At 53.3% G+C, this 15,243-nt stretch carries 17 protein-coding genes; 15 read left to right on the top strand and 2 right to left on the bottom strand.

Annotated features, from left to right (window positions below):
- The first annotated feature begins 86 nt into the window (after positions 1–86).
- Both prs and HHI26_RS21965 read left to right on the top strand, forming a co-directional pair.
- The gene (gene prs / locus HHI26_RS21970; RefSeq protein WP_171149700.1) at positions 87–962 is read left to right on the top strand and encodes a ribose-phosphate diphosphokinase; all 876 of its coding nucleotides are present in this window, start codon (positions 87–89) and stop codon (positions 960–962) included.
- Positions 952–2,439, top strand: coding sequence for a nicotinate phosphoribosyltransferase (locus HHI26_RS21965; RefSeq protein WP_171149699.1), 1,488 nt, complete (start codon positions 952–954; stop codon positions 2,437–2,439). The genes prs and HHI26_RS21965 overlap by 11 nt, the downstream gene beginning before the upstream one ends.
- A 287-nt stretch (positions 2,440–2,726) precedes the next feature.
- Here the strand turns inward: HHI26_RS21965 and HHI26_RS21960 are convergent, their stop codons facing one another.
- Positions 2,727–4,628: an ABC transporter ATP-binding protein gene (locus HHI26_RS21960; RefSeq protein ID WP_133846691.1), complete on the bottom strand. Its 1,902-nt coding sequence runs from the start codon at positions 4,626–4,628 to the stop codon at positions 2,727–2,729.
- A gap of 126 nt (positions 4,629–4,754) precedes the next feature.
- Here HHI26_RS21960 and kefG point away from each other — a divergent pair, with 126 nt between their 5' ends.
- From kefG to slyD, 4 genes are all read left to right on the top strand, one after another.
- Complete coding sequence (gene kefG / locus HHI26_RS21955; protein ID WP_133846707.1) at positions 4,755–5,306, top strand: glutathione-regulated potassium-efflux system ancillary protein KefG; 552 nt, start codon at positions 4,755–4,757, stop codon at positions 5,304–5,306.
- Positions 5,307–7,112 (top strand): glutathione-regulated potassium-efflux system protein KefB, encoded by a 1,806-nt coding sequence (gene kefB / locus HHI26_RS21950; protein WP_133846692.1) that lies wholly within the window; start codon positions 5,307–5,309, stop codon positions 7,110–7,112. It abuts the gene before it with no gap.
- Positions 7,113–7,175: 63 nt separating this feature from the next.
- Positions 7,176–7,370: a YheV family putative zinc ribbon protein gene (locus HHI26_RS21945; protein ID WP_133846693.1), complete on the top strand. Its 195-nt coding sequence runs from the start codon at positions 7,176–7,178 to the stop codon at positions 7,368–7,370.
- 138 nt (positions 7,371–7,508) lie between these two features.
- Positions 7,509–8,057 (top strand): peptidylprolyl isomerase, encoded by a 549-nt coding sequence (slyD, locus tag HHI26_RS21940; protein WP_133846694.1) that lies wholly within the window; start codon positions 7,509–7,511, stop codon positions 8,055–8,057.
- Positions 8,058–8,294: 237 nt separating this feature from the next.
- On the opposite strand, the gene HHI26_RS21935 is transcribed toward slyD, so the two are convergent.
- The gene (locus tag HHI26_RS21935) at positions 8,295–8,513 is read right to left on the bottom strand and encodes a SlyX family protein (RefSeq protein WP_133846695.1); all 219 of its coding nucleotides are present in this window, start codon (positions 8,511–8,513) and stop codon (positions 8,295–8,297) included.
- A gap of 291 nt (positions 8,514–8,804) precedes the next feature.
- Here HHI26_RS21935 and fkpA point away from each other — a divergent pair, with 291 nt between their 5' ends.
- The 9 genes from fkpA to HHI26_RS21890 form a co-directional block, all read left to right on the top strand.
- On the top strand, positions 8,805–9,635 hold the full coding sequence (gene fkpA, locus HHI26_RS21930; protein WP_159337879.1) for an FKBP-type peptidyl-prolyl cis-trans isomerase: 831 nt from the start codon (positions 8,805–8,807) through the stop codon (positions 9,633–9,635).
- Between the two features lie 201 nt (positions 9,636–9,836).
- Positions 9,837–10,559, top strand: a complete 723-nt coding sequence (locus HHI26_RS21925; RefSeq protein WP_133846697.1) for a transcriptional regulator — start codon at positions 9,837–9,839, stop codon at positions 10,557–10,559.
- Complete coding sequence (gene tusD, locus HHI26_RS21920; protein WP_133846698.1) at positions 10,559–10,945, top strand: sulfurtransferase complex subunit TusD; 387 nt, start codon at positions 10,559–10,561, stop codon at positions 10,943–10,945. Before HHI26_RS21925 ends, tusD begins: the two co-directional genes overlap by 1 nt.
- Positions 10,945–11,304 carry a sulfurtransferase complex subunit TusC gene (tusC, locus tag HHI26_RS21915; RefSeq protein WP_133846699.1) on the top strand — a complete coding sequence of 120 codons (360 nt, stop codon included), beginning with the start codon at positions 10,945–10,947 and terminating at the stop codon, positions 11,302–11,304. The genes tusD and tusC overlap by 1 nt, the downstream gene beginning before the upstream one ends.
- A gap of 8 nt (positions 11,305–11,312) precedes the next feature.
- On the top strand, positions 11,313–11,600 hold the full coding sequence (gene tusB, locus HHI26_RS21910) for a sulfurtransferase complex subunit TusB (protein WP_133846700.1): 288 nt from the start codon (positions 11,313–11,315) through the stop codon (positions 11,598–11,600).
- Positions 11,601–11,725: 125 nt separating this feature from the next.
- Positions 11,726–12,100 carry a 30S ribosomal protein S12 gene (gene rpsL / locus HHI26_RS21905; RefSeq protein WP_003852912.1) on the top strand — a complete coding sequence of 125 codons (375 nt, stop codon included), beginning with the start codon at positions 11,726–11,728 and terminating at the stop codon, positions 12,098–12,100.
- 96 nt (positions 12,101–12,196) lie between these two features.
- Positions 12,197–12,667 (top strand): 30S ribosomal protein S7, encoded by a 471-nt coding sequence (gene rpsG / locus HHI26_RS21900; protein ID WP_004160604.1) that lies wholly within the window; start codon positions 12,197–12,199, stop codon positions 12,665–12,667.
- Between the two features lie 93 nt (positions 12,668–12,760).
- The gene (gene fusA, locus HHI26_RS21895; protein ID WP_133846701.1) at positions 12,761–14,875 is read left to right on the top strand and encodes an elongation factor G; all 2,115 of its coding nucleotides are present in this window, start codon (positions 12,761–12,763) and stop codon (positions 14,873–14,875) included.
- A gap of 68 nt (positions 14,876–14,943) precedes the next feature.
- Positions 14,944–15,243, top strand: a 300-nt coding sequence (locus HHI26_RS21890) for a GTP-binding protein (protein WP_346775704.1), incomplete at its 3' end; no start/stop codon positions are given.

Below are 15,243 nucleotides of genomic sequence, written 5' to 3'. Positions count from 1 at the left end.
CGAGTTATTTTTTACTTGTTAATTAGTGTCTCTTAGACAATTATATAAATGTCCTTGAGACATTAATTGGTAAATAGGAGTCTGCGATGATGAAACTGCAATTAACACTCGATGGTCAGGAGGCCGCGCTGGAAAGCGGCCGCTTTCCTGACGGTGCGGTCTGGGGACGTGTGCTGTCGTCGCTTGATCCGCAGGGCACCATTCTGACGCTGCGTGCCAGTGCGATGCAGACTCTGGATGACCTGATGCTGGTCGCGCAGGTACTGGATGCGGTACGCCAGCGCTGCCTGCTGCGCCAGACGACTCTTGAGCTGCCGTGGCTGCCCTATGCCCGCCAGGACCGCACCATGCGTGACGGTGACAGTTTTGCGTTGAAAGTGTTTGCCGGTTTTCTTAATCAACTGCGCTTTGACCGCGTAGTGGTGCTTGATCCGCATAGCGATGTGGCCGCAGGCGTTGTTGACCGTCTGGTGGCGATCCCACAGCATCGCGCTCTGATCCACAGCCCTACGCTGCGCGCTGAACTGGCGCAAGGCATGATGCTGGTTGCGCCCGATGCAGGTGCGTTGAAGAAGGTGCATGCGCTGGCGCAGCAGGTCAACGCCACGGAATACGGCATTCTGGGCAAACACCGTGATATTGCCAGCGGTGCACTGAGCAGATTTGAGCTGTTGAAAGGCGATGTGATGAACCGGGACGTGCTGATTGCTGACGACCTCTGCGATGCCGGAGGCACTTTTATCGGTTCAGCTGCGGTGTTGCGTGCTGCCGGGGCGCGTTCGGTCAGCCTGTATGTCACGCACGGCCTGTTCAGCAAAGGAGTGGTTCACCTGCTGAGCCAGGGGATCGACCGCATCTGGACCACCACATCACTGGCGGGACATGAACTGGCGCAGGAACGTGTAGAACTGATTGATATCGACACCATTTACCGCAGTGAAGGAGCATCCCATGCAAATTAATCCGATTATGGCTATCGACGGCTACAAAACCACACATCGCGAACAGTACCCGGCGGGAACGAACCGCGTGTACTCCAACTTTACCCCGCGTGGAAATCGTTATTTCCACTCACCGCTGGCGGATGATGCGCTGGTGTTTTTCGGCCTGCAGGGTTTTTTACAGTGGTTTATGGTCGATTTGTTTAACGACAAATTCTTTGCCCAGCCGGAAGAGCAGGTGGTGGGCGAGTATCAGCAACTGATGGACAGCTACCTGGGAAAAAATAGCGTCAGCGTGGAGCATATCCGCGCACTGCATCGCCTGGGCTATTTGCCGCTGGCGATCAAAAGCCTGGATGAAGGCAGCAAAGTGTCAATGAAAATTCCGGTGCTGACCATCACCAATACCGTGGATGAGTTTTTCTGGCTGGTTAACTACCTTGAGAGCGTGATGTCGTCAGAGCTGTGGAAGTCTTCCACCAATGCTACCGTGGCGCACCACTATCGCCAGATTTGTCAGCAGTGGGCGGAACGGACCTGTGACGATATGACACATGTCGATTTTCAGTGTCATGACTTCTCGTTCCGCGGCATGTCAGGCCTGCATGATGCTGCACAATCGGGGGTGGGCCACCTGCTGAGTTTTACCGGTACTGACAGTCTGCCTTCTATTCTCTATGCGCAGCAGTACTACCGCCCGGCAGAAGGGACGTTTATTGCCGGGAGTATTCCTGCCACCGAGCACAGCGTGATGTGCATGGGTGAGGAGCAGGGTGAGATCGCCACCTTCCGTCGTCTGCTGACGGAGCTTTATCCTGCCGGGTTTGTTTCGGTGGTGTCCGATACCTGGGATTACTGGAAAGTACTGACCGAATACAGCCGCGAGCTCAAACCCGAGATCATGGCGCGTGAAGGCCGTCTGGTGTTCCGCCCTGACAGCGGTGACCCGGTGGAGATACTGTGCGGCAGCGGCGACGATGCCGACCGCGATCCGGCACGCAGTGCACAACAGAAAGGCTCCGTCGAAGTGCTGTGGGAGATCTTCGGCGGCACGATCAATGCGAAGGGCTACAAGGTGCTGGACCCGCATGTTGGCCTGATTTACGGCGACTCGATTACGCTTGAGCGTGCCAATCTGATCCTGAGCCGTCTGGAGGCCAAAGGTTTTGCCAGCAGCAATGTGGTGTTCGGCGTCGGGTCTTATACTTATCAGTACAACACGCGTGACACCTTTGGTTTCGCGATGAAAGCGACCTATGGCGAAGTGAACGGTGAGGGGCGTGAGATCTTCAAACAGCCGAAAACGGACAATGGCATGAAAAACTCTGCGCGGGGCCTGTTACGGGTGGAAAAAGATGATGAAGGGAAATATCGTCTGCTGGACGGTCAGAGCTGGCAGCAGGAGCAGGGTGGGGAGCTGAAAATCCGTTTCCTGGATGGAAAGCTGCATAACGTTGAAGATCTGACCGCGCTTCGCCAGCGTCTGGCGGCGCAGTAACGAGATGCGGGTCGGGCATGCCCGACCCCTACGAATGTGTTATCCCGATAAATCAGTGTCGTAGGGGCGTGGCATGCCGCGTCGGGTTGTGTCCCAGAGTGCGTTATCCCGTTAAATCAGTGTCGTAGGGGCGTGGCATGCCGCGTCGGGTTGTGTCCCAGAGTGCGTTATCCCGTTAAATCAGTGTCGTAGCGGCGCGGTATGCCGCGTCGGGTTGTGTCCCAGAGTGCGTTATCCCGATAAATCAGTGTCGTAGGGGCGTGGCATGCCGCGCCCGGACTGCTGCATCAGGCGTTCATGATCGACTCTAATTCTTCCTGCGCTTCCAGCCATTCCATTTCGCACTCTTCCAATGCTGATTTCGCCGTTGCCTGCTGTTGCAGTGCAGCGGTCAGATCGGCTTTGCGGCTCTGATCGTAAATGGCGCTTTCAGACAGTTTACTCTCCGCGTCAGCCAGCTGGGCGTTGTGCTTTTCCATCTGCTTCTCCAGTTTCTCAATCTGCTTACGCAGTGGCTGAGTCTGGGTGCGCAGTTCGGCATCGCGGCGTTTCTGGTCTTTACGGGCCTGAGCGCTGTTGGCGCTGTCGGCTTTCGGGGCGGCCTCTGCGCTGGTCTGACGTTGGAGGTCACTCAACCACTGCTGATAATCTTCCAGGTCTCCTTCGAAGGCTTCGACTTTGCCATCGTGCACCAGGTAGAGATCGTCGGTGGTGGAGCGCAGCAGATGGCGGTCATGCGACACAACAACCAGAGCGCCTTCGAAATCGATCAGTGCCTCGGTCAGTGCCTGACGCATATCGAGGTCAAGATGGTTTGTCGGTTCATCCAGCAGCAGCAGGTTGGGACGTTGCCAGACCACTAAGGCCAGGACCAGGCGCGCTTTCTCGCCACCGGAGAAACGGCGTGTTTCTTCCGTGACTTTATCGCCCTGGAAACCAAAGCCGCCAAGATAGTCGCGCAGCTGTTGTTCCAGCACTTTCGGTGCCAGGCGCACCAGGTGCTGAATGGGGGACTCATCGGCGCGCAAAAACTCTAGCTGATGCTGGGCGAAGTAGCCAAGCTTAATGCCTTTCGACAGCCCGATATCCCCTTCCAGCGGGGCCAGTTCACCGGCCAACAGCTTAATCAGCGTTGATTTACCTGCGCCGTTACGCCCCAGCAGACCAATACGTGAGCCGGGTACCAGGTTGAGTTTGATCGAGTTAAGGATTTTTCTGTCGCCATAACCCGCGCTGACTTTTTCCATTTTCAACAGGGGATTCGGCAGGCTTTCAGGCTCGCGGAAGCTGAAGGTAAACGGGTTATCAACGTGAGCCGGGGCGATAAGCTCCATACGTTCCAGCATTTTGATGCGGCTCTGTGCCTGTTTCGCCTTGCTGGCTTTCGCTTTAAACCGATCGATAAAGCTTTGCAGGTGCGCCACTTTTTGCTGCTGATGTTCGAACATCGACTGCTGTTGTGAAAGCTTGGTCGCACGCTGAATTTCGAACGAGCTGTAGTTGCCGGTGTACTCGAAGATGGACTGCTGCTCTATGTGCAGGATCTTGTCGACCACCGGGTCAAGGAAGTCCCGATCGTGCGAAATCAGGATCAGCGTACCACTGTAGCTTTTCAGCCAGCGTTCCAGCCAGATCACGGCATCAAGATCAAGGTGGTTGGTCGGTTCATCCAGCAGCAGCAGGTCTGAGCGGCAGATTAGTGCCTGCGCAAGGTTAAGGCGCATACGCCAGCCGCCAGAGAAATCACTCACCGGTCGCTGTAATTGTTCCTGGCTGAAACCGAGGCCGTCCAGCAGACTGGCGGCGCGTGACTGAATGGTCCAGGCCTGAACCGCATCCAGCTTGCCATGCAGCGTGGCGATGGCATGGCCGTCGTTAATTTCATTTGCATGGGCTAATTCAGATTCAAGCTGACGAAATTCGCGGTCACCATCAATAACATACTCAATGGCCGGAACGTCCAGCGCTGGCGTTTCCTGATTGACCCACGCCAGCGACCAGTTACCCGGGTAACTGAAGCTACCGGCATCGGCGCTTATCTCGTTTTTCAGCAGGGCCAGCAGCGTCGATTTGCCACAGCCGTTTTTGCCGACCAGGCCGACTTTCTGACCGGGGTTGATCGTGGCTGTTGCGTTGTCCAGCAGTACGCGGACACCGCGACGAATTTGTAACGAGGAGAATACAATCATAAGCGCCGTAAGTTCAGAGTATGTTAAATTACACCATCATAATCAGTTTTGCGGAATCAAGTAGTTCCGTTGCGTCGAGCATGGTAGCGGAAATATCCCGCCATGACGACGATTTGGAGGGGAATGATGTCGCAGCTGCCTAAAGTCCTGCTGTTGTACGCCCATCCGGAGTCTCAGGATTCGATTGCTAATCGCGTTTTGTTGCAGCCGGCGCGTCATTTTGAGCATGTGACGGTGCATGACCTGTACGCACACTATCCGGATTTTTTTATTGATATTCACCGTGAGCAGCAACTGCTGCGTGAACACGATATCATCGTTTTTCAACATCCTCTTTACACCTACAGTTGCCCTGCGTTGCTGAAAGAGTGGCTGGACCGCGTGCTGTCACGTGGCTTTGCCAGCGGGGTGGGCGGTAATGTGCTGGAAGGCAAATACTGGCGCAGCGTGATCACTACTGGAGAACCGGAAGCGGCTTACCATCAGGAAGGGCTGAACCGTTATCCGATGTCGGACATTATGCGTCCTTTCGAGTTGACCGCACAGATGTGCAATATGCACTGGATGACGCCTATGATCATTTACTGGGCGCGTCGCCAGTCCGCTGATGTCATGCAAAATTATGCCCGTGCCTATGGCGACTGGTTGTCCAACCCGTTGCCACACGGAGGAGTGTAGATGGAAGGTCAAAGTCTTCTGACCGCAGGCGTGGTGTATCTGTTTGCGGCGGTGATTGCAGTGCCTATCGCCGCTCGCCTGGGGATTGGCGCGGTGCTGGGGTATTTGCTGGCGGGGATCGCTATCGGGCCCTGGGGATTGGGTTTCATCAGCGACGTCGATGAGATCCTGCACTTCTCCGAGCTGGGCGTGGTGTTCCTGATGTTTATCATCGGGCTGGAGTTGAAACCCTCCAAACTATGGGAGCTGCGGCGTTCGATATTTGGTGTCGGTGCTGCTCAGGTGATCCTCAGTGCGCTGGTGCTGGGCGGGCTGCTGTGGCTGACCGATTTCTCCTGGCAGGCGGCGACCATTGGCGGGATCGGCCTGGCGATGTCCTCAACGGCAATGGCGTTGCAGCTCATGCGCGATAAAGCGATGAACCGCAATGAGTCAGGCCAGCTCGGTTTTTCCGTGTTGCTGTTCCAGGACCTTGCCGTAATCCCGGCGCTGGCGCTGGTACCGCTGCTGGCAGGCGGCGACAGTGGTCATACCGACTGGATGAAGGTCGGCATGAAAGTACTGGCGTTTGGCGGAATGCTGGTCGGCGGACGCTATCTGCTGCGGCCCATTTTCCGTTTTATTGCGGCCTCCGGTGTGCGCGAAGTCTTCACTGCGGCGGCATTGCTACTGGTGCTTGGGTCGGCGCTGTTTATGGATGCGCTCGGTCTGTCGATGGCGTTGGGCACCTTTATTGCCGGTATCCTGCTGGCGGAGAGTGAGTATCGCCACGAGCTGGAAATTGCCATCGATCCCTTTAAAGGACTACTGCTCGGATTGTTCTTTATTTCGGTAGGCATGGCGTTAAACCTCGGTGTGCTCTATACCCATATTGTTGAGATTCTGATAGGCGTTGTGACCCTGGTGGCGGTGAAAACGGCGGTGCTCTATCTGCTGTCACGCATCTATGGCCTGCGCAGCTCTGAGCGGTTGCAGTTTGCCGGGGTGCTCAGCCAGGGCGGGGAATTTGCTTTTGTGTTGTTCTCTGCGGCAGCGTCAGCAAAGCTGTTCAGTGGCGATCAGATGCCATTGCTGCTGGTCACGGTTACGTTGTCGATGATGACCACACCGCTGTTGATGCAGGGCGTGGATAAAATTCTTGAGCGTCGCTTTAATGAAGTGGATGACAGCCAGGAAAAACCCTTTGTTGAAGATGATAAGCCTCAGGTAATTGTGGTGGGCTTTGGTCGCTTCGGTCAGGTTGTGGCGCGTTTGTTGATGGCCAATGAAAAGCGCATTACGGTACTGGAACGTGATATCAGTGCAGTCAGCCTGATGCGTAAATATGGTTACAAAGTGTATTACGGTGATGCCACCGAGCTGGAGTTATTACGTGCCGCGGGAGCAGAAACGGCGCAGTCTATCGTGATAACCTGCAACGGCCCGGAAGATGCGATGGAGATCGTTCATCTGTGTCAGCATCATTTCCCGCACTTGCAGATCCTGGCGCGTGCACGTGGCCGTGTTGAAGCACATGAACTGTTGCAGGCGGGGGTGACGCAGTTCTCCCGTGAAACGTTCAGCAGTGCGCTGGAACTGGGGCGTAAGACTCTGATGACGCTGGGTATGCATCCGCATCAGGCGTTCCGTGCCCAGCAACATTTCCGCCGTCTGGATATGAGAATGTTGCGTGAGCTGATGCCAAATCATACCGACAGCCAGCAGATTTCAAGAGTGAAAGAGGCCAGACGCGAGCTGGAAGATATCTTCCAGGCTGAGATGCAGCATGAGAAGCGGCAATATGATGGCTGGGATGAGGCGGATTAATTTTTGGCTATCGTAATCGAACGCTCATCGCCGATAACGCCAAATTTCATATGGAATAATACTATGCGTAAACGTTTTATCGCTGGTGCGACTTGTCCAAAGTGCCAGGCAAAAGACACCCTCGCCCTGTGGCGGGAAAATAATATTGATGTGGTGGAGTGCGTAAAGTGCGGCCATCAGATGCGTGAAGCGGATAAACAGGCTCGTGAGCAGGTGCGCGAAAATGAGCAAGTTATCGGTATTTTCCACCCGGAGTAACGCGCTGATTCAGCTTTTTTTACGTTGTTCCTTACAGCCGCATTGAAATTCGATACAATCGTCGCCACTTAGAGCCACTAAGGCTGACAATGGCAGTCAATGAATCAGGGCTCAAGCTCTCAACGGTTAGGAGTAATCATGAAAGTAGCAAAAGACCTCGTGGTCAGCCTGGCATACCAGGTGCGTACAGAAGACGGTGTGTTGGTTGATGAATCCCCGGTGAGTGCACCGCTGGACTACCTGCACGGTCATGGTTCTCTGATCTCCGGGCTGGAAAAAGCACTGGAAGATCATGTGGTCGGCGATAAGTTTGATGTGAATATCGAGTCAAACGATGCGTACGGTGCCTACGATGACAATCTGGTACAACGCGTCCCAAAAGACGTATTTATGGGTGTTGATGAACTGCAGGTTGGCATGCGCTTCCTGGCAGAAACCGACCAGGGTCCAGTGCCGGTAGAAATTACCGAAGTGGAAGACGAGCACGTAGTGGTTGATGGTAACCACATGCTGGCAGGTCAGAACCTGAACTTTAACGTTGAAGTTATCGCTATTCGCGAAGCAACGGAAGAAGAGCTGGCCCACGGCCACGTTCACGGCGAAGACGGCCATCACCACGACCACGACCATGATCACGACCATGGTCAGGGCGGTTGCGGGACTGGCGGTTGCGGCTGCAGCCACTAATATTCCGTCGTCTTTCGTGCTGTAGCTGCGTTGGCTATTGCACGACATACTGAGGAATATCAGCGATAAAAGGTCACCTTCGGGTGGCCTTTTTGCTTTGCCTGGGGGGATTGGGGCGGGCATGCCCGCCCCCTACGAAGCACCCATGCCGAGCCTTGCGAAGAATCAACATAGGGGCGAGGCATACCTGGCCTTCCGAAGAACCATCGTAGTGCTGAGGCACGCCTCGACCCGGTGTCAATAGTGAGGGGGTGGGGTTTCTTCGGAGGGATCCGCCAGCATCGATGGCGCGGCGGCTTTGAGCTTGTCGGTCAGCAGGCGCATCAATTCACGCAGTCGGGCCATTTCCAGCTCGTGTTGCACCACCGTCAGGTTAAGTTCCTCAATGGTGTGCTCCTGGAACGCCAGCTTACTCTCCATTATCTCCAGCCGTTGCTCCAGCAGTGATTGTTGCATTCTGTTTCCTCTTGTTACTACCGGCCCGTCTTCCGGGCTCGCGAATTGTCCGATTCTAACGGTAAAATGCAGGCAGAAGTAAGAGTATTGGCTTAAATTGGCCACCAGAGGTTGAAAAGGCGCGAACGAATCACCATTCCTTGTGTTGAAACTTTCGGATAATCACGCGGTCGGAAGTTAACTTCGAGTTTTTATGGCGAGATTGTTTTGTGATCCCGCCCCCGGTTATATTACAGACCGCAGGTCTGCAAACGATTTCCGAGGTGAGATGCTTCGGTTTTGGAGAAATGGATGAAATCACTGTTTAAAGTCACAATGTTAGCTACCACTATGGCTGTTGCACTGAATGCTCCTCTGGTTATGGCTGCTGATGCTGTTCCGGTTAAGCCAACTGCGCAGCAGCAGGCACCAAAAAATGCCGCATTCAAAAATGACGACCAGCAGTCAGCTTATGCACTGGGCGCGTCTTTGGGTCGCTACATGGAGAACTCCCTGAAGGAGCAGGAAAAACTGGGCATCGCACTGGATAAAGACCAGCTTATCGCGGGTGTACAGGATGCGTTTGCCGGTAAGAGCAAGCTCTCTGACCAGGAAATTGAACAAACACTGCAATCTTTCGAAGGTCGTGTGAAAGGTGCAGCGCAGGCGAAGATGGAAAAAGACGCAAAAGAGAACACCACGAAAGGTGATGCTTATGCGGCGAAATTCGCGAAAGAAAAAGGCGTGAAGAAAACCGAAACCGGTCTTCTCTACCAGGTAGAGAAAGAAGGGACGGGTGATGCGCCAAAAGACAGCGACACGGTTGTTGTGAATTACAAAGGTACGCTGATTGATGGTACTGAGTTCGACAACTCTTACACTCGTGGTGAGCCACTGTCATTCCGTCTGGATGGTGTTATCCCGGGTTGGACCGAAGGTCTGAAGCACGTTAAAAAAGGTGGCAAGATCAAGCTGGTGATCCCACCGAATCTGGCTTACGGCAAAAATGGCGTTCCAGGCATCCCGGCTAACTCCACCCTGGTCTTCGATGTTGAACTGCTCGACATCAAGCCAGCAGCGAAAGCGGATGATAATGCAGAGCAGGCAGCTCCTGCCGCCGCTGATGCGAAAGCCAAGAAATAATTTGATAATCGCCACCTTCGGGTGGCGTTTTTTTTTGCTTTACCCCCTGTTTCCACTCCTTCTTTGCGCCAGGTTGTATTTAACGACAAAGGGCGGGACACGCCTTTCCCATATTTGCTAGACTAACCCGCGCGCAATTAATAAGAATGAGTCTGCCCCTGGCGCCGTGTGACAGGCTCTTGTCAAAGGGTGGTGTCGTTCATGTCTAATTCACTTTTCTCCGGTGATGTTGCGGATTCGGAGCTGCTGGAGCAGCACCCCTTTACGCCCGGTGATTTCGAAATTTTAAAATCTTACGAGTCCGTCGTTGATGGCCTCGCGATGCTGATTGGCTCGCACTGTGAGATCGTTCTGCACTCGCTGGAGGATCTAAAATGTTCTGCGGTGCGCATTGCTAACGGTGAACATACCGGGCGTAAAATTGGCTCTCCGATTACCGATCTTGCCCTGCGTATGCTGCACGATATGACCGGGGCGGACAGTAACGTTTCCAAAGCCTATTTTACTCGGGCGAAAAGCGGTGTGCTGATGAAGTCGGTGACGATTGCCATCCGCAATCGCCAACAGCGTGTGATTGGTCTGCTGTGCATCAACATGAACCTTGATGTGCCTTTCTCACAGATCATGGCGACGTTTATGCCGCCGGAAACCCAGGAAGTTGCCTCCTCAGTGAACTTTGCCTCTTCGGTGGAAGATCTGGTGATGCAGACGCTGGAGTTTACGATTGAAGAAGTTAGTGCCGACCGTAATGTGTCGAACAATGCCAAAAATCGCCAGATTGTTCTCAATATGTATGAGAAGGGTATCTTTGATATCAAAGATGCCATCAATCAGGTGGCGGATCGTCTCAATATCTCCAAGCACACTGTCTATCTCTACATCCGTCAGTTTAAAAATGGCGATTTCCACGGGCAGGATAAGTAATGCGTTTCTCCCTGCTGGTCACCGGGCCAGCCTATGGCACGCAGCAGGCAAGCAGTGCCTGGCTGTTTGCTAATGCCCTGTTGGAACAGGGGCATACACTTGACAGTGTTTTCTTCTATCGTGAAGGGGTCCTGAATGCCAGCGTGCTCAATGCCCCCGCCAGCGATGAGTTCGACCTCACCCGTCATTGGCAATCATTGCAGCAGAAACAGGGCGTGACGCTGAATATTTGCGTGGCTGCTGCCCTGCGCCGTGGCATTACCGACCAGCAGGAAGCCAGCAATCTGGGGCTGCCTGTCGCCAATCTGGCAGACGGGTTTCAGCTTTCGGGGTTAGGGGCGCTGGCTGAAGCCGCGCTGACCTGTGATCGTCTGGTGCAGTTCTGATGGCACGCGTTGCATTTGTATTCACTCAGGGACCGCATGGCTCCAGTGCCGGCCGTGAAGGGCTGGATGCGGTTCTCGCCACGTCAGCGCTCAGCGATGAAATTGCACTTTTTTTTGTCAGCGATGGTGTGCTGCAACTCACTCAAGGCCAGCAGCCGCAGCAGATTTTGGCGCGCGACTACATCGCGACATTTGGTGTGCTGCCGCTGTATGACGTTGATCGTTGTTATCTGTGCGCAGCAGCACTGGCAGAACGCGGTATGGCTTCTGATGCTGTGCGGGTGCTGTCGGCTGAAGTCCTGGCCCCGGATGCCCTTCGTACCATGCTGAATGATTATGACCGGGTCATGACCTTCTAGAGGAAACCATGCTGCATACCTTGATGACCTCGCCTTTCCACTGTGACCTGCCGGCCATGCTACGCTTGCTGGCAGAGGGTGATGATGTTCTGCTGCTGCAGGATGGGGTTATCGCTGCCCTTGAGGGCAGTTCCGCCCTTGAAGCGCTGCTGAATGCCCCCATCTCTGTGTACGTTCTGCAGGAAGATCTTGATGCCCGCGGCCTGGCTGCTCAAATTTCGACCAGGGTAACAACAGTAAGCTATACTGGTTTTGTTACTCTGGCGGTCAGGCATTCGCAACAAATGACTTGGTAAGTGCGGTAATCCTGGTTATTTCTTGACTCTTTTTCAGACCAGCTCTAAAATTCTGCGGCCTCGTGATTCCGCGAGGCGATTTATTACGTGTTTACGAAGCAAAGCTAAATCCCAGGAGCTATTTAATGGCAACAGTTAACCAGCTGGTTCGCAAACCACGCGTACGCAAAGTTGCAAAGAGCAACGTGCCTGCGCTGGAAGCCTGCCCGCAGAAACGTGGTGTATGTACTCGTGTATACACTACTACCCCTAAAAAACCGAACTCCGCACTGCGTAAAGTATGTCGTGTTCGTTTGACCAACGGTTTTGAAGTTACCTCCTACATCGGCGGTGAAGGTCATAACCTGCAGGAACACTCCGTGATCCTGATCCGTGGCGGTCGTGTAAAAGACTTGCCAGGTGTGCGTTACCACACCGTTCGTGGCGCGCTGGACTGCTCAGGTGTTAAAGACCGTAAGCAGGCTCGCTCCAAGTACGGCGTGAAGAAGCCAAAGGCTTAATGGTTCTCCGTTAAGTAAGGCCAAACGTTTTATCTTAAATGTCATAATAAACTCGTAGAGTTTTGGACAATCCTGAATTAACAACGGAGTATTTCCATGCCACGTCGTCGCGTCATTGGTCAGCGTAAAATCCTGCCAGATCCTAAGTTCGGATCAGAATTGCTGGCCAAATTTGTCAATATCCTGATGGTAGATGGTAAAAAATCTACTGCTGAAACTATCGTTTATAACGCGCTGGAGACCCTGGCTCAGCGTTCTGGTAAAAACGAGCTGGAAGCATTCGAAGTAGCCTTGGACAATGTCCGCCCAACCGTGGAAGTTAAATCCCGTCGCGTTGGTGGTTCTACTTATCAGGTACCAGTTGAAGTCCGTCCGGTTCGTCGTAATGCTCTGGCAATGCGTTGGATCGTTGAAGCTGCTCGTAAACGCGGTGATAAATCAATGGCTCTGCGCCTGGCGAACGAACTTTCTGATGCTGCAGAAAACAAAGGCACTGCAGTGAAGAAACGTGAAGACGTTCACCGTATGGCCGAAGCCAACAAGGCGTTCGCTCACTACCGCTGGTAACAGCACTGTAGTTGTTATAAACCCAGCGGGCGTCCCAGTGACTCACCTGCTGGGCTTTTTTAACTTAGAACGTCTAAGAATCAGAGGAATCAAATGGCTCGTAAAACACCCATTGAGCGTTACCGTAACATTGGTATCAGCGCACACATCGACGCCGGTAAGACGACCACTACCGAACGTGTTCTGTTCTACACCGGTGTAAACCACAAAATCGGTGAAGTACATGACGGCGCAGCCACCATGGACTGGATGGAGCAGGAACAGGAACGTGGTATTACCATCACTTCCGCTGCGACCACCTGTTTCTGGTCTGGTATGGCTAAGCAGTTTGAGCCGCACCACGTAAACATCATCGACACCCCGGGACACGTTGACTTCACTATCGAAGTTGAGCGTTCTATGCGTGTGCTTGATGGCGCAGTAATGGTTTACTGTGCAGTTGGTGGCGTTCAGCCACAGTCTGAGACCGTATGGCGTCAGGCTAACAAATATAAAGTTCCACGCATTGCGTTCGTTAACAAAATGGACCGCATGGGTGCTAACTTCCTGAAAGTTGTTGAGCAGATGAAAGCGCGTCTGGGTGCAAACCCGGTGCCATTGCAGCTGGCCATCGGCGCAGAAGAGAAATTCACCGGTGTTGTTGACCTGGTGAAAATGAAAGCGATCAACTGGAACGATGCCGATCAGGGCGTTACCTTCGTTTACGAAGAGATTCCAGCTGATATGCAGGAACTGGCTGAAGAATGGCGTGCGAAGCTTGTTGAAGCTGCAGCTGAAGGTTCTGATGAGCTGATGGAGAAATTCTTTGGTGGCGAAGAGCTGACCGAAGAAGAGATCAAAACTTCTCTGCGTAAGCGCGTACTGAACAGCGAAATCATTCTGGTCACCTGTGGTTCTGCATTTAAGAACAAAGGTGTTCAGGCGATGCTGGATGCGGTTGTTGAATACCTGCCAGCACCGACTGACGTTACCGCTATTAACGGTATGTTAGACGACGGTAAAGACACTCCGGCTGTTCGTCACTCAGACGACAAAGAACCGTTTGCTGCTCTGGCGTTCAAAATCGCTACCGACCCATTCGTGGGTAACCTGACCTTCTTCCGCGTCTACTCTGGCGTTGTGAACTCAGGCGATACCGTGTTCAACCCGGTTAAATCTGCTCGTGAGCGTCTGGGCCGTATCGTACAGATGCACGCCAACAAGCGTGAAGAGATTAAAGAAGTTCGCGCAGGCGACATTGCTGCAGCTATCGGTCTGAAAGACGTGACCACTGGTGACACCCTGTGTGACCCGGACAACGTGATCATTCTGGAGCGCATGGAGTTCCCTGAGCCAGTAATCTCGATCGCTGTTGAACCAAAAACCAAAGCTGACCAGGAAAAAATGGGTCTGGCTCTGGGTCGTCTGGCGAAAGAGGATCCATCATTCCGCGTATGGACTGATGAAGAAACTAACCAGACCATCATCGCTGGTATGGGTGAGCTGCACCTCGACATCATCGTTGACCGCATGAAGCGTGAATTCAACGTTGAAGCGAACGTGGGTAAACCTCAGGTTGCTTACCGTGAAGCAATTCGCGCGAAAGTTACCGATATCGAAGGTAAACACGCCAAGCAGTCTGGTGGTCGTGGTCAGTACGGTCATGTTGTTATCGACATGTACCCACTGGAGCCGGGCGTTAACCCTAAAGGTTACGAGTTCGTCAACGATATCAAAGGCGGCGTGATTCCTGGTGAATACATCCCTGCTGTTGATAAAGGTATCCAGGAGCAGCTGAAATCAGGCCCGCTGGCTGGTTATCCGGTTGTTGATCTGGGTGTTCGTCTGCACTTTGGTTCATACCATGACGTTGACTCCTCAGAACTGGCGTTTAAACTGGCAGCTTCTATCGCGTTCAAAGACGGCTTTAAGAAAGCGAAGCCGGTACTGCTTGAACCAATCATGAAGGTTGAAGTTGAATCTCCAGAAGAGAACACCGGTGATGTTATCGGTGACTTGAGCAGACGTCGTGGCCAGCTGAAAGGTCAGGAATCAAACGCTACTGGCGTTCAGATTCATGCTGAAGTTCCGCTGTCTGAAATGTTTGGTTACGCGACCCAGTTGCGTTCTCTGACTAAAGGCCGTGCTTCGTACTCCATGGAGTTCCTGAAGTATGATGATGCGCCGAACAACGTCGCTCAGGCCGTAATTGAAGCTCGTAGCAAATAAGCTACAGTTTAAATATTGATCCTATGCTCTCACCAAAGGGTGAGAGCATTAAAGTAAGGAATATCGTCGTGGCTAAAGAGAAATTTGAACGTTCCAAACCGCACGTCAACGTAGGTACTATCGGCCACGTTGACCACGGTAAAACTACCCTGACTGCAGCTATCACCACCGTTCTGGCTAAAACCTACGGCGGTTCTGCTCGTGCATTCGACCAGATCGATAACGCACCAGAAGAAAAAGCACGTGGTATCACCATCAACACTTCTCACGTTGAATATGACACCCCAACTCGCCACTACGCGCACGTTGACTGCCCAGGCCACGCCGACTATGTGAAAAACATGATCACCGGTGCTGCTCAGATGGAC

It is taken from the genome of Erwinia sp. JH02 (assembly GCF_013074405.1).
Taxonomy (GTDB): domain Bacteria; phylum Pseudomonadota; class Gammaproteobacteria; order Enterobacterales; family Enterobacteriaceae; genus Erwinia; species Erwinia rhapontici.
This window is presented reverse-complemented; position numbering and strand designations above follow the sequence as displayed.